Source organism: Streptococcus pseudopneumoniae (genome assembly GCF_038148935.1).
Lineage (GTDB): Bacteria > Bacillota > Bacilli > Lactobacillales > Streptococcaceae > Streptococcus > Streptococcus pseudopneumoniae_U.
On record NZ_JBBJZX010000016.1, the window covers coordinates 14,668 to 29,440 of the forward strand.

A 14,773-nucleotide genomic window follows, 5' to 3' on the forward strand; every position below is an offset into this window, starting at 1 on the left:
GCTTTAACGATTGAAGGTCGCTTGAGCAGTATTCATTATAACACGCTTGGTTGGAGAAGACAAGAAAGAGGCTGTCAATCGACCAACCTCTTGTTCTGAACCTATCAATCTATCACTTTCTAGCTTTATTCGCTTTCTTAGCAACTGCAATCTGGTATTTCACTTGGTCAAATCCTGTACCCCCCAAGGAATTTCGTCTTTGAACAGCAGTTTTAGGTTGCAAGTAGACATAAATATCCTCAGCAATGAGGGAATGATAGGTTTGCAATTCCTCCAAAGTCCAATCTTGAATATTTTTAGCAGACTTGATAGAGTCTAACACTAATCTTCCCACAACCTCATGAGCTTCTCTAAATGGCAAGCCTTTCCCTGCCAAATAATCTGCCAACTCAGTTGCATTTGAAAAATCCTTCTCTGTAGATTCTTGCATTTTTTCCTTGTTTACCTGCAAGCTGGATAACATACCTGTCAATACATCCAAAGAATTTAAAATCGTTTCGACCGTGTCAAACATCCCTTCCTTATCCTCTTGCAAATCCTTATTATAAGCTAAGGGCAAGGACTTCATGACTGTCAATAGTCCAAACAGATTCCCATAAACTCGACCAGTCTTTCCTCGAATCAACTCAGCCATATCTGGATTTTTCTTTTGGGGCATAATAGAGGAACCTGTTGTAAACGTATCTGACAAGGTAATAAATTGGTACTCAAAACTACACCAATTGATCATTTCTTCACAAAAACGGCTCATATGCATCATGAGTATGCTGGCATTAGACAGAAATTCTAAGATAAAATCGCGGTCACTAACAGCATCCAAAGAATTTGTATAAGGTTGCTTAAACTCTAACAAATCGCTAGACAATTGGCGATCAATGGGGAAAGTCGTTCCTGCCAAAGCTGCCGCACCTAGAGGGCATAGGTCTGTATGCTGCTGGTTAAATTCAAAACGTTCACTGTCTCTTTGAAACATATTGTAGTAAGCCATCAGGTGGTGGGCAAAACTAATAGGCTGGGCATGTTGCAGATGGGTATAGCCCGGCATGATCGTCTCTACATGATTTTCCGCCAAGTCTAATAAAACACCCTTGAGATGAGCCAGTTTATCTAGGACATGGCCTAGTTGTTCCTTGAGATACAAGTGCATATCTGTCGCAACTTGGTCATTTCGAGAACGAGCTGTATGTAACTTCCCTGCAAGGGGACCAATTTTTTCTGTCAGCAATACTTCCATATTCATGTGAATATCTTCGTTTGCGATATCAAAGTCAAGTCGACCTGCCTCTAGCTCTTCTAGGAGCTCTTTCAAGCCTGCTTGAATCTTTTCTGACTCCTTCAAACTCAAAATACCCGTCTGACCCAACATCTGAACGTGGGCTAAAGAACCAATCACATCAAATTTAGCTAATTTCTGGTCAAAAGATATACTCGCACCAAAGCGCTCTACCCAGTCTTCGACAGTACCTTCAAAGCGACCACCCCATAATTTTGTATTCTTAGCCATATCACATCCACCTCTCTATCCAATCGCCCTATTTGGCGCTTTTTTGAACCTCAGAATGAACCTTGGTTGGAAGTCCCCACAACTTAATAAAACCAACAGCCGCATCTTGGTCAAAGGTATCCGCACTAGTATACGTCGCCAAATTTTCATCGTAAAGTGAATTTGGTGATTTCCGAGCCACGACCTGAGCGCTTCCCTTATACAGTTTAACTTTTGCAGTCCCATTGACAACTTTTTGAGTTTCTTTAATATAAGCAATCAAGGCTTGTGTAGCTGGACTAAACCACAAAGCATTATAAATGAGATTTGATAATTCATTTTCTATAATTGGTTTAAAATGGGCCACTTCTCTCACAAGCGTCAAGTCCTCAATTTCCTTATGAGCTGTCAGCAGAGTCACTGCCCCTGGGCACTCATAGATTTCTCTTGATTTAATCCCCACCAAGCGATTTTCCACGTGGTCAATCCGTCCAACCCCATGTTTTCCAGCTATTTCATTGAGTTTTTGAATCAAATCTGCCAATTTTAACACTTCTCCATTGAGGGAAACTGGAACGCCTTTACTAAACTCAATTTCAATGTATTCTGGCGTATCTGGAGCCGCCTCTGGAGAAGTTGTGATGCCAAAGGCTTCTTCTGGAGCCTGATTCCATGGATTTTCCAAAATACCACACTCATTGGCACGTCCCCAAAGATTTTGGTCAACAGAGTAGGGATTGTCAAGGTCAGCAGGAACAGGTACCCCATTTTCCTTGGCATAATGAATTTCTTCCTCCCGAGACCATTTCCATTCACGAACTGGCGCAATCACTTTTAGATTGGGATCCAAGGCTGCAATGGATACTTCAAAACGCACTTGGTCATTCCCCTTACCTGTACAACCATGAGCAATTGTAGTCGCTCCTGTCTGATGCGCTATTTCAACCAATTTTTTAGAAATAAGAGGGCGGCTCAAGGCAGATACCAAAGGGTACTTTTGTTCATAGTAGGCATGTGACTGGAGAGCCACTAGCACATAATCTGTAGCAAATTCGTCCTTAACATCAATGACATAAGATTCGACTGCCCCAACCTTGAGAGCCTTATCATGGATGAAATCTAAGTCTTTCCCTTCACCCACATCCATACAAACTGCAACAACATCATAGTCTTTCTTTAACCAGGTAATAGCAACCGATGTATCCAAACCGCCAGAATAGGCCAAAATTACTTTTTCTTTACTCATGTTCTTTTCCTTCTTTCTATTTTTCAATGGACGCTTTAAAGGCATCCTCAATGAGTTTGTCTAATTCTCCAGACTCCTTCAACTTTTGAATAGTTTTATCAACTGCTTCTTTCAATTCCTTGCTATCTTTTTTCATGGCGACCGCGTAGGAATCATCTTGCTCTTTTTCAAAATTGAGGTCTGCGATTGCTAAATCAGGATTATTTTCCACAAATCCCTTGGCAACTGGTTCTTCAAAAATAACGGCATCCACTTGTCCTGATTTTAAATCTGTAATTAAATTCCCATTTTTAGGCAGAGATACGAGGGAAGAATTTTGTAGCAAATCTTTCGCCATCGTCTCTTGAATCGAACCTTTCTGCGCTCCGACCTTTTTCTGCGCTAAGTCGTTGACAGACTGATAAGTGGCCAAGTCAGATTTTTTGACAATGAGTTTATTTTTTGAAGTATAGTAGGGAATGGAAAAGTCAAACACCTTGCTCCGTTCATCTGTCTTAGAAACACCAGATATGGCAAGATCGGCTTTTCCTGATTGAACACTAGCCAGTACATTGTCAAAACTCATGGGAGATAGTTCCAATTCGACACCTAGTTCTGTTGCGATAGCCTTGGCTAATTCGATATCTGAACCCACAATCTGATTTTTCCCATCAACCACTTTTTGGTATTCAAATGGAGCAAAATCTGGATTGAGGGCTACAACCAATTTCCCTTTGGACTTGATGGCTTCAATTCCAGCCGATTGATTGTTACTACAAGCAAATAGTAGGGGGAGCATCACTAAACCAAACATCGTCATCAACACCTTCTTCATCTTATTCATAACAAAGCCTCCTTTATGTTTATTCTTTTTAGTTGTATAAATAATACTACTATCCTCATCGTTTGTCAAGCCTAAATTGAAAATTTTTTCAGTTTAAAACAAAAAAACCTAGAAATACTACATAAAAATGTCATTTCTAGGCGTATTTATGCTATTTCTCTCTGAAAAACATGAGTATTCAGTCAGTTAAAAGAAGCGACTGAACGAACTCATTTTCCCTTGCCCAATTCAATGATACGATGACATTGTTGGGCTACATAAGCATCGTGGGTCACAATAATGACTGTTTTCCCCTCTCGATTCATCTCTAAGAGAAACTTCAAGACCAAATCTCTATTTTCAGGGTCCAGCGAACCTGTCGGTTCATCTGCTAAAATCAGCTGGCTGGGTTTTAAAATGGCTCTAGCAACTGCAATTCGTTGTTGTTCACCACCAGACAACTCTGAGACCTTTTGATGCAAAGTAGCTGGCAAACCTACTCTCTCTAAAATCTCTTCCACCTTTTTGAGCTTGTCTTTCTTGGACAATTTCACATATTTCAGCGCCAGCATGAGATTGTACTCGACCGTTTCATCATCAATCAGGGCAAAATTTTGAAACAGATAAGAGATATGTTCACGGATTATTGTTTGTGACTTGGCAGAATTAACCGCTAGATTTGTCTGATCAAAAATCTCATACCGTCCGCTATATTCACCATCTATCAAACCTAATAAATTTAACAAGGTCGACTTGCCACTGCCACTTTTTCCAACGATGGCAACTAAATCCCCCTGATCAATCCTGAGAGACAAGTGATCCAAAATCACTTTTCCACCAATGGTTTTGGTAATATTTTCCAACTCAATCATAAGATGCCCCCTTTCAATAACTCTACTAGACTTCTTTTCTCCATCCTAGAAGCCAAGGCTAGCACAAATAGTATATCCAAACATGTAAAACCTGCAAACAGTAGAAGTGGCAGGAGCGCATGGGCAAAGAAAATCAAGACTAGAAGAGGCAGACTATAGCCCAACAAGAGTAGAACGAGGAGAGGGCGGTAGCGATCGACCAGTTTCCACCCCATAAACTTCTTGGTAATGATATCCCTGCGCTTCAACAAGAAAGTAGTAACGAGTAAAAAGTAGGAGACAATCATACTGAGAAGAGCAAATAAGGCAAAAAGAACGTTAAAATTACGAACAGAATCCCGATAGGTATCAACCATCCCCTCTTGAATTGCTTGAATCGATGAAAATTTTAAATAGCTACCATCAGATAAGTTATCAACTAACTCCGTAATCACTTTTTGATTTTGTTCTGTATTTTCAACTTTCATCGGGTTGTTTAAACCTGTCGTTGACAAGTGAGTCTTTTCTTCCCACATCATGTCTTGATCATTTACCAGACTAATGATTGGATTGTGGAGATTTTCCTTTCGCTCATTATTATAAGGGAAGAAAGACCAATCTCCTTCATAGTAGGCAATTTCTACATCCATATCTTCTATTGTTTGCTTTTGCTGATCTTCATACCTCAGAGAAAGATAGGCGATGGATTTTCCCAAGAACTGATTCTTGCCTTCTTGTCCTTTGGCACTGGCTGGCATCAAAATAACTTTTTTAGTGCTGGTATCTGGTAACTTGAATCCCTTGCTCTTTAGAAAATTGCTATTAGCATAGTAAACATCTACCTTATCAGGCAGTTGGTACTGCTGCACTTGTTCTGCTTTGATGACTGGTTTGATAGGAAGACTCGCACTTCGCACATAATTTACTTGTATTTTTGCTAGCAAATCTTGATAAAATTGGTAGAAATAATCTGTAGATTTCCCTGAACCTGCTAGCTCTTCTTGCCAAAGATTATCATTGAGTTTGAAGGTTTCTAAGGTCAGGTAATTACCTTGGCTTACCCACTGTTGCTGATAAGCAAGTTCTTTGTTTTCTTGTTCTAGACTTTTGCCCACCCCAATCAGTAAGGCCGTCAGTAAAATAGTTGTCCCTATTTTCATCACATAATTGAAAATGAGACCAAGTTTGACAGATGAAAAACCTTTCAACATGGAACTGACTGTCATTTTCTGAATCATCAGGTAGGTCAGCCAACTGATGAACAAATACAACTGTAAAAGCAGAAATTGGGATAAGAGTAAACTTGGGAACAAAAGTTTTGGTCTATAGTCCAGCACTAAAAATAGTCCCAAGTCAATAATAAGACTTCCACCCAAGAGAAGATAAAAATTAGTCTTTACAAAACCAGCTAAAATCGCCCTGCTTTGAAAACCAAGTAACTTTTGAACCCCCACTCGTTTCATCTCCATCATCGGCTGATAAACTGTCATTAAAATCACAAGCAAGATTGCCAAGATAAAGATAATGATAGATAGTAACAACTCTTGATTTAGCACTCCAACCTGACTTCGGTAAGTGGGTTCTAATAAAATCGTCTTATCTATCTGGAAAAAATCACTCCACTTTTGTAGAATGGTATCGCGATCTATCTCTTTGCTGGAGGTAATCATGTAGCGCCCATTTACAGTATGGGATTTATCCTCAATATAGGATTGAAAGGTCTGGAGTCGAATAAGTTTTACCTTTAAAAAGGTGGGAATGGTTCCTAGATTATTGGGAAGGTCCTGGTTGCTGTAGACTCCCTTCTCATTCTTTGAAAAATCAAGAGAAGTCAGACCGAACTCCTGATAGGGGAAGGTTTCCTTATCAAAAACACCAGCCTTGACGGCCTCATCTCCATTATCTACTTTGATAATAGAGACCTTGTCTTGACTTGCAACCTCTTCAAAAAATTGGAGAATCGTTTCTGTCGGTTTAGTGACATCTTTCAAGTACAAGTCAAATGAATAAGTTGTCTTGCCCATCTCCTGAATCCGCACTATTTCACGTGTAACATTTACATTCAGGACAAAAAACGTAGTACACAGCAAGAGCAGGAGCATACAAAGATGACTGATTTTTTTCATAGAGATACCTCCCGTGAAGAGACGAAAGCGAGATAGGTGCAGGTACTTTTTATTTTTTACTAAATTTTAAATAGGTGTAAATAAATCCTGCACTTATAGCCAAAGTTATCCACCATTTAAAATCAATATGTAAAAGTGAAAAGATTACAAAACTGATGATTAGCGAGGCTAAAATATAAACAATGATTAAAATTTTATTTTTCATAGGAATTTCCTTTCTGAATGGATTCTAGTATTTACAGCTTATTTGTAAAGTTTACAATAAGCCGCTAGGGCAATTGTCAATCAAAATGTCCGTTTATCTGTTAATAATCCTAGAAAATCTTGTCGTTTCAAATCTGAGAAATGTTTGGTTGAAAGACTTCCTTTTTGAAGTCCATCATCTCTAACCTGCAAATAATAGCTATGTTGGCTTGTTTTAATTGTCAAAAAATCGCCAAATACAAAAAATTTTTTCCAGTTACGAATCTCAAATTCTTTCATCTCTGATTTTGGAATGCGGATAAGTCCTTGCCGCAAATCACGATGATGCTCACTTGTGAAAGTCATCCCATTCCCAAGATTTCTTATCAGTAGTTCATCTGGAGTTACCATCACCAGCGCTATTTTAGTTAAGAAAATTTCAACTGTTGGTGGTAAAATCGCTAGATTAAACCAAGGGTGTAAGTAGCGATAAGCTAAGAAATAGTTAGGTTCCTCACCCAATCCTAGTTGTTTATATAAGGTCTTGACTTCACTATCTAACCTCGCTTCAAAAGACACATCTGAATGCTCCTCTTCCTTCTTCTGATTAAAATAACGCATCCAGACTAGAAAACCTATAAAGACTATAATAAATATTCCTGATAAGAGATATTTTACATTGTAGTTCATCACTTAACCTCCTGATTCACTACTCCACTTAAAGCAGAGGCCTATTTATTTTGAAAATAGTTCCATCACAACTTTAAATAAGACGGGTGTCATTAAAATTAGGATAATTCCTATCACAAATATCATGACTACTCGAAAAAGTTCCTTATTTTTAAACATTTTTCCACCCCTTTTCTAGCTACATCATTATAGTCATTAAGCTCATTCTAAAATTACATCAAGCTTATTTTACTTTTATTTTCTACTTTTTATATTACTATGATACAATATTTTTAATTGGATTTTATTATTTGTTAACTTTTTTCACGAAAAGGAGAAAATTATGCGTTATGATTTCGGAAAGGTCTATAATAAAATTAGCCACCTACCATTACTAAAAGTTAGATATCTCAACTAATTTACCATTTTTCAATTCAAGAACAATATCAGATAATACTTCAATATCCTCTTTATTGTGAGATGTGACCAACATAGTAATATGATTCTTTCGAGCATAACTCTTAATTATTTTTCTAAGTTCTTCTACACCTTCATAGTCCATACTATTAAATGGTTCATCTAGGAGTAAAATCTTAGGATTTTCCATCAATGCTTGGGCAATCCCTAACCTTTGTAACATACCTAATGAATAATTTTTTACTCTTACATCTTTATCCTGATATAAATCTACCTTATTCAATACTTCCTCAATCTCTTTCTTAGTAATCTTATTTTTGATTGTAGCTAATTGCTCTAAATTCTCTAATGCAGTTAGACTAGACAAAAATCCTGGATGTTCAATAAGTAAGCCTACATCAAGTGGCATAGAGCCATTTTCACCAACAATTACACTTCCAACTGTAATCTTACCCGTAGTAGGTTTCATTAGTCCTGAAAGCATTTTAAATAATACACTTTTCCCGCATCCATTGGTTCCTATAATTCCATATATTTTACCTGATTCAAAAACATAACTAACATCATCTATAACACACTTTTTCCCAAATGTTTTTGAAAGATGATCTACTTTTATACAATCCATACGTTTCAACTCCTTACTCATCTTGATACTGCTTACTTCCTTTAGGTAATGTAATATCTTTATTTTCAAATATTTTAAAATTTAATAGAACTAACATTGCATCAACAAATACCAATATCCCACATCTACCAATGAAATTTATACCGTAACCATATACTGAACCGGAAATAGAAAACAATGAAAATGGTCTCAGATGTTCTCCTAACAAGCCCAATGTTGAACCCGCCATTACAATCAGAGTGCCCGTATATATAACAAATACTAACGATTGTGATATTCTAAACTGTGTTAAAAGTGCATGGAGCAGGGAAAAGAAATATAGCAACAATCCTTGTAAAATTATTATCTTCCCTATCTCATAAATTACGATATTCGTTTCAAAATTTCCAAATAAATACGTTTCTGAAAATTTTTTTGTGGCTGTTGAAATGCCGATGCCAAAGTTAGAATCTCCTATTCCTACTATAGTGGAAAATATACAAATACTAACCACATAATAAATCACACTTTTCAAAATTTTGAAATGCTTATTTCTATAAAAATCATTTCTACTTGAATACCTACTTAGTACAAAAAATATATTTTGTTCAACTGGGCTTTGTAGCATCATTATGAAAGCTAATAAAAACGGAAATGTGAAATATCCAGTATAGGAATCATTAAACATGATAAGAATCAGCTCACCAAAATGAAAATTCCCAAATTTATATTTCAATACTATCAGCTGACTAAAATTTGCTAATATAGCAAAAGCCACTAATAAATATATAAAACCTATATAAAAATCTTCTTTATTTTTTAATTCTTTAAATTTCTTCATCAGTTTCTATATCCCTTTTAAATTTTTTATACGACATCCAATATGATATTACTACTACAAGTATCAAATATACAAAAACAAATATTATGCTTATTCCTTTTACTCTTGAAACATCAAAAATTGCCATTGGTTCAATTTTAGTAAGACCTAAAAACATAGCAAACAATGATCCTATTGTCGTTAAAATAAATGGGGATAACCATGCAACAAATTTGCTCTTAATAAAATATGACATCGCCAATCCAACACTACTATATGCAACGCCAACAAAGGAACAATGTAAAATGATTATTACTACATAAAATAACGGGGATGTCCTCACTGCTGATTCATAAATAGAAACTTTTGTTATTGCATAATAAGCATCCATATTTATACTTCTATTAAAAAATAAAATTGACATTATCAAGAATAATAACATTCCAAAAATAAATGTTGTAAATGATATGAATCCATTGATTATAAAAATAGAATTAAAATACTGTTTATATCCCATCCTTGATATAATATATTTCATTATTCCACTTTTTCTATTTTCGATATGCTGTGACGCAAAAGGAATTGTTGCAATAAGAGGTGCCAAAACTATTAACAACGACCTATCACCATTATAACCTTGTAAAAATGCCACAATATAATCATGATTAAAAAAATACTCCATCCCCTCTTCAATAAATGCACTTACAGAAAATATCATAGAAGTTAAAATAATTAATATTGCTAAAAAGAATTGCTTATTTTTCATCCCTTTTAAAAACATACTGACCTTGTAATCCATACTTCTCTCCTATAAAACAAATGGGATGAGCGAACATGCTCACCCCCAAATATACAAACCTATATTCTAGCTCTTAATACTCATCAGGACTCCACGAACCGCTGGTTTGAACTTTAACATATGTTGCGAACCCTGTCCATCCACCCAATCTAAGATTAGATCCTTCTGCATCTGATGGACTATTATAATTCAAATAAATCCTATCTCCACTGCCTGCAGAATATGTACGTGTCATTTGAGCGTCACCTCTAAAAATAGCACAGTGCATTGTATAACCACCACCGATTGATGTATTATTATTTACTCCTCTTGATTGATTTGTTTTATATAATGAGTCAGTCACTGTACGACCTCCGAATCTCGGCATAATCATATCGTAGTCCGAAATTTCTCTAGCAGAGACAGCCATTGCACCAATCATTAACGTAGCACATATACTTGCAAATAACTTTGTTTTAGTATCTAGTTTTTTCATTATTACAATCCAATCCTTTCTCTCCACTTACGACACAATACAAAATGAAAAACATGTTGTATTGTGTTGTTTTCTTTAATTTGGGATATGATATACTTCCTGTGAAACCAAATATGATAAACTAAAAATCAAAATTATAATGAATTCAAATTTATAGAATAACTACCTTAAAACGAAATTAACATTCACAGAAAATCTTATGTAATTACTAAATAATCCATTGGACTCACCTTCCTTCTTTACTAAAAACGAAATCATCACATCGGCCATCTCCATGGGAAAACCGTAGCAATGCTAAATAAGAAAGCAAGAACAACTAAAAAGCGAAAAACTTTTTTATTCATACTTTTTCCCTCCTATCTGTATTTTGTATCTATAGTATACCTCTTCTTTATTCTATTTTAAAATTAGTTAACTTTTTTCACACATTATTTTAATTTTCTTTTTTACTATTCCTGTTATTATGATACAATATTTTTAATAGGATTTTATTATTTGTTAACTTTTTTCACAAAAAGGAGAAAGCCCATGCGTTATGATTTCGGAAAAGTCTATAAAGAAATACGTGAATCAAAAGGATTGACCCAAGAAGAGGTCTGTGGGGAGGTTCTCTCAAGAACCAGCTTATCAAAAATTGAAAGTGGTAAAGCAACTCCCAAATATGAAAATATGGAGTTTCTTCTCCGGCAAATCAATATGAGTTTTGAAGAGTTTGACTATATCTGCCACCTCTATCAACCGAGCCAACGAACAGAAATCATGCAAACCTATCTCAATATGAGCTCAACCCTAGGGACTAGTGAACTCGAAAAACTATTTCAAAAATGCCAAGACTATCTCAAAACCCACCACGACCTGCCCATAGAAGAAATCAGAGATATGTTGGAAATTGTCATTCATATCCGTCAACATGGTACAGAGCAACTGTCAAACCAAGTGAAACAGACTGTCACAAAACTTTGGGAAAAAATTGAAAAACAAGATACATGGTATGAAAATGACCTAAAAATCCTCAATACCATCCTTTTCAGCTTTCCCATTGAACACCTCCATCTCATCACTGAAAAAATCTTGCAACGCTTGGAAGTCTATAAAAACTATCAACATCTACATGACTTGCGAGTGACAATCCTACTCAACCTTTCCACTATTTACTTATACAATCAAGACAAAAACATGTGTAAGCAAATCTGCTATACTTTACTAGAGGACGCCAAGAACAAGAAAAGCTACGATAGGCTTGCTATCTGCTATGTCCGTATCGGGATTTGTAGGGATGATGCTAAATTGATCCAAAAAGGTTTCTCACTTCTGGAGCTGATCGATGAAACTTCTATGCTGTCTCATCTCAAAAAAGAAGTGGAGATCTATTATCAATCGAAGAAAAGATAAAAAGTCGAGGGAGTTCCTCGACCTTTTCATATTATTCTATTCGTTAGTTCTTAATACCAGCCATTGTTAAGCCAGAAGTTTTTAGCAGCAGTCCATGAACCGTAACGTCCTGCAACGTAGGCATCTGCTACACGTTCTTGGTTTTCAGCTGAGTAGTCACCATTCAAGTATGAATCTGTCAATTGGTAACGTCCGATATAACGGCCGTTTGTAGCTGTGTAGCTACCGCCTGATTCTTTTTGAGCGATCCATTCTTTGGCTTCTGCTTCAGATCCGCTTACAGTTGAAGCAACTGTTTCTTCTGCCACTGTTTCACTTACTACTGGAGTTTCTTCCTCTACCTCTGTAGTTTCTGTCACTGTAGCTGAAACAGCCTCATCTTGAGCAGCTGGTGCCGCATAAGTAGCTGGCGCTGGTGTTGTAGCAGGCGCTACAGGGCCATCGATAACCAACTCTTGACCAACATAAATCAAATGAATGTTATCAATGTGGTTGTTTTCTGCCAATTTTTCAACTGTTGTGTTGTGAGTTTCAGCGATTTCTGAAAGTGTATCACCTTCTTTAACAGTGTAAGTTGATGATTCTTGAGCAGCTACAAATGATGGAGCAAATACTGCAAACAAGGCAGCTACTCCTGCAAGAGTTGTTTTAATCTTTTTAGTTGTTGATTTCATATTCGAAAATTCTCCTTCTTTCTATAGTACTATCATACCCTTTAAATATTACTGTTTCTTGACACTTTTATGTAGAAATATTACAAAATTATTTTTTATTTCCCTAAATAAGCTATTTTTGTCATAAAAGATACTATTTTTATGCTATTTGTAGTGTAAAAAGGTTTTCATCCACAATTAAAGCCAAGACCTTCATTCTTTGATATAATAGAGATAAGAATTTTTATAAGGGGAAACTGATGAAATCACTTCGTTTTCAATCTGTCTTTGATATCATCGGACCAGTTATGATTGGCCCATCTAGTAGCCATACCGCTGGTGCTGTTCGTATTGGGAAGATTGTCTCTTCCATTTTTGATGATACTCCGACAGAAGTCGAATTCCAACTTTTTAACTCATTTGCCAAAACTTATCGTGGTCACGGGACAGACCTAGCCCTTGTTGCAGGTATCTTGGGCATGGATACAGATGATCCTGAAATTCCAAACAGTCTGGAGATTGCCCACAAGCGTGGCATCAAGATTGTCTGGACCATTCAGAAAGACAGCAATGCTCCGCATCCTAATACCACTAAAATTACCGTCAAAAATGCTCACAAGACCATCAGCGTGACTGGTATTTCTATCGGTGGAGGAAATATTCAGGTAACCGAACTCAATGGCTTTGCCGTCTCTCTCAATATGAATACACCGACTATCATCATTGTTCATCAAGATATTCCAGGTATGATTGCCCTCGTAACGGAGGCCCTTTCACGCTATGGTATCAATATCGCCCAGATGAATGTTACTCGTGAAAAAGCTGGTGAAAAAGCTATTATGATTATCGAAGTTGACAGTCGCAACTGTGATGAGGCCATCGAAAAAATTCGAAAAATTCCTCATCTCCACAATGTCAATTTCTTTAAATAGGAGGAAGCATGTTTTATTCTATCAAAGAATTGGTCGAGCAGGCAGAACTGGACTTTCAAGGAAACGTCGCAGAACTCATGATTACAACAGAGTTTGAATTGACCGGTCGTGAACGTGAGGAAGTCCTCCTTCTCATGGAACGCAATCTAGAAGTCATGAAAGCCTCTGTCCAACTTGGCCTCAATGAAAATAAATCTCGTAGTGGCCTGACAGGTGGAGATGCTGCCAAGCTGGACCACTACATCAAAAACGGAAAAACTCTGTCAGATTATACGATTCTCTCGGCTGCCCGAAATGCCATAGCAGTCAATGAACACAATGCCAAAATGGGCTTGGTCTGTGCCACTCCGACAGCAGGAAGTGCCGGCTGTCTGCCTTCTGTTCTCACTGCTGCTATTGAAAAATTAGACCTCAGCCATGAGCAACAACTGGATTTTCTCTTTGCTGCTGGTGCCTTTGGACTAGTCATCGCAAACAATGCCTCTATCTCAGGTGCTGAAGGTGGTTGTCAGGCCGAGGTTGGTTCGGCCTCTGCTATGAGTGCTGCAGCCTTGACTCTAGCTGCCGGTGGAACACCTTATCAGGCCAGTCAGGCCATTGCCTTTGTCATTAAAAATATGCTAGGTCTCATCTGTGACCCTGTTGCCGGCTTGGTTGAAGTTCCCTGTGTTAAACGTAATGCCATGGGAGCTAGCTTTGCCTTTATCGCAGCAGACATGGCCTTGGCAGGTATCGAATCTAAAATCCCTGTGGATGAGGTGATCGATGCCATGTACCAAGTGGGTTCAAGCATGCCAACTGCCTTTCGTGAAACAGCTGAAGGTGGACTTGCTGCCACCCCTACTGGTCGTCGCCTCCAAAAAGAAATTTTCGGAGAATAACTTATCAAAATAGGAGAAACCATGACCTCTATCACAGCGATCTTTTTCGATCTGGATGGAACCCTCGTTGACAGTTCTATCGGAATTCACAATGCCTTTACCCATACCTTTAAGGAGCTGGGGGTGCCTAGCCCTGATGCCAAAACGATTCGTGGTTTTATGGGACCGCCTCTCGAAAGTAGTTTTGCGACCTGCCTGCCTAAAGAACAAATTTCTGAGGCTGTGCAGATATACCGATCTTACTACAAGACAAAAGGCATCCATGAAGCTCAACTCTTTCCTCAGATTGTAGACTTGCTTGAGAAGTTATCGAACAATTACCCTCTTTATATCACCACTACAAAGAATACTCCAACCGCTCAGGATATGACTAAAAACTTGGGCATCTATCATTTCTTTGATGGCATTTATGGTTCCAGCCCTGAAGCACCCCATAAGGC

At 37.3% G+C, this 14,773-nt stretch carries 16 protein-coding genes; 4 read left to right on the top strand and 12 right to left on the bottom strand.

All coding sequences use genetic code 11. From position 1 onward, the window contains the following. Positions 1 to 112 precede the first annotated feature (112 nt). From argH to WKI42_RS03190, 11 genes are all read right to left on the bottom strand, one after another. Positions 113 to 1,504, bottom strand: a complete 1,392-nt coding sequence (gene argH / locus WKI42_RS03140) for an argininosuccinate lyase (RefSeq protein WP_368081156.1) — start codon at positions 1,502 to 1,504, stop codon at positions 113 to 115. 28 nt (positions 1,505 to 1,532) lie between these two features. Continuing rightward, positions 1,533 to 2,729: an argininosuccinate synthase gene (locus WKI42_RS03145; protein ID WP_368081157.1), complete on the bottom strand. Its 1,197-nt coding sequence runs from the start codon at positions 2,727 to 2,729 to the stop codon at positions 1,533 to 1,535. A 16-nt stretch (positions 2,730 to 2,745) separates the two neighbouring features. Next, the gene (locus tag WKI42_RS03150; protein ID WP_001038472.1) at positions 2,746 to 3,552 is read right to left on the bottom strand and encodes an ABC transporter substrate-binding protein; all 807 of its coding nucleotides are present in this window, start codon (positions 3,550 to 3,552) and stop codon (positions 2,746 to 2,748) included. Positions 3,553 to 3,761: 209 nt separating this feature from the next. Next, complete coding sequence (locus WKI42_RS03155; RefSeq protein ID WP_368081158.1) at positions 3,762 to 4,403, bottom strand: ABC transporter ATP-binding protein; 642 nt, start codon at positions 4,401 to 4,403, stop codon at positions 3,762 to 3,764. Continuing rightward, positions 4,400 to 6,508 carry a bacteriocin-associated integral membrane family protein gene (locus WKI42_RS03160; RefSeq protein WP_368081159.1) on the bottom strand — a complete coding sequence of 703 codons (2,109 nt, stop codon included), beginning with the start codon at positions 6,506 to 6,508 and terminating at the stop codon, positions 4,400 to 4,402. The genes WKI42_RS03155 and WKI42_RS03160 overlap by 4 nt, the downstream gene beginning before the upstream one ends. A gap of 49 nt (positions 6,509 to 6,557) precedes the next feature. Beyond that, the gene (locus WKI42_RS03165) at positions 6,558 to 6,713 is read right to left on the bottom strand and encodes a hypothetical protein (RefSeq protein ID WP_368081160.1); all 156 of its coding nucleotides are present in this window, start codon (positions 6,711 to 6,713) and stop codon (positions 6,558 to 6,560) included. An 80-nt stretch (positions 6,714 to 6,793) separates the two neighbouring features. Continuing rightward, positions 6,794 to 7,381 carry a hypothetical protein gene (locus tag WKI42_RS03170; protein ID WP_368081161.1) on the bottom strand — a complete coding sequence of 196 codons (588 nt, stop codon included), beginning with the start codon at positions 7,379 to 7,381 and terminating at the stop codon, positions 6,794 to 6,796. 373 nt (positions 7,382 to 7,754) lie between these two features. Next, positions 7,755 to 8,402, bottom strand: a complete 648-nt coding sequence (locus WKI42_RS03175; RefSeq protein WP_012972615.1) for an ATP-binding cassette domain-containing protein — start codon at positions 8,400 to 8,402, stop codon at positions 7,755 to 7,757. A 13-nt stretch (positions 8,403 to 8,415) separates the two neighbouring features. Next, entirely contained in the window at positions 8,416 to 9,222 is an 807-nt protein-coding gene (locus tag WKI42_RS03180) for a hypothetical protein (RefSeq protein WP_000713604.1), read from the bottom strand. Continuing rightward, entirely contained in the window at positions 9,209 to 10,000 is a 792-nt protein-coding gene (locus tag WKI42_RS03185) for a hypothetical protein (protein ID WP_000385029.1), read from the bottom strand. Before WKI42_RS03185 ends, WKI42_RS03180 begins: the two co-directional genes overlap by 14 nt. Before the next feature lie 73 nt (positions 10,001 to 10,073). Then, positions 10,074 to 10,475, bottom strand: a complete 402-nt coding sequence (locus tag WKI42_RS03190; protein ID WP_050390508.1) for a hypothetical protein — start codon at positions 10,473 to 10,475, stop codon at positions 10,074 to 10,076. A 528-nt stretch (positions 10,476 to 11,003) separates the two neighbouring features. Here WKI42_RS03190 and WKI42_RS03195 point away from each other — a divergent pair. After that, positions 11,004 to 11,867 carry a helix-turn-helix transcriptional regulator gene (locus WKI42_RS03195; protein ID WP_368081162.1) on the top strand — a complete coding sequence of 288 codons (864 nt, stop codon included), beginning with the start codon at positions 11,004 to 11,006 and terminating at the stop codon, positions 11,865 to 11,867. Between the two features lie 50 nt (positions 11,868 to 11,917). Here WKI42_RS03195 and WKI42_RS03200 read toward each other — a convergent pair whose 3' ends face one another. Beyond that, on the bottom strand, positions 11,918 to 12,541 hold the full coding sequence (locus WKI42_RS03200) for a LysM domain-containing protein (protein WP_368081163.1): 624 nt from the start codon (positions 12,539 to 12,541) through the stop codon (positions 11,918 to 11,920). A 239-nt stretch (positions 12,542 to 12,780) separates the two neighbouring features. Between WKI42_RS03200 and sdaAB the strand changes: the two genes are divergently transcribed. From sdaAB to WKI42_RS03215, 3 genes are all read left to right on the top strand, one after another. Next, positions 12,781 to 13,452 (top strand): L-serine ammonia-lyase, iron-sulfur-dependent subunit beta, encoded by a 672-nt coding sequence (gene sdaAB / locus WKI42_RS03205; protein WP_000838913.1) that lies wholly within the window; start codon positions 12,781 to 12,783, stop codon positions 13,450 to 13,452. 8 nt (positions 13,453 to 13,460) lie between these two features. Further along, positions 13,461 to 14,333 carry an L-serine ammonia-lyase, iron-sulfur-dependent, subunit alpha gene (gene sdaAA / locus WKI42_RS03210; protein WP_261442716.1) on the top strand — a complete coding sequence of 291 codons (873 nt, stop codon included), beginning with the start codon at positions 13,461 to 13,463 and terminating at the stop codon, positions 14,331 to 14,333. Positions 14,334 to 14,354: 21 nt separating this feature from the next. Further along, positions 14,355 to 14,773, top strand: a 419-nt coding sequence (locus tag WKI42_RS03215) for an HAD hydrolase-like protein (RefSeq protein WP_368081164.1), incomplete at its 3' end; no start/stop codon positions are given.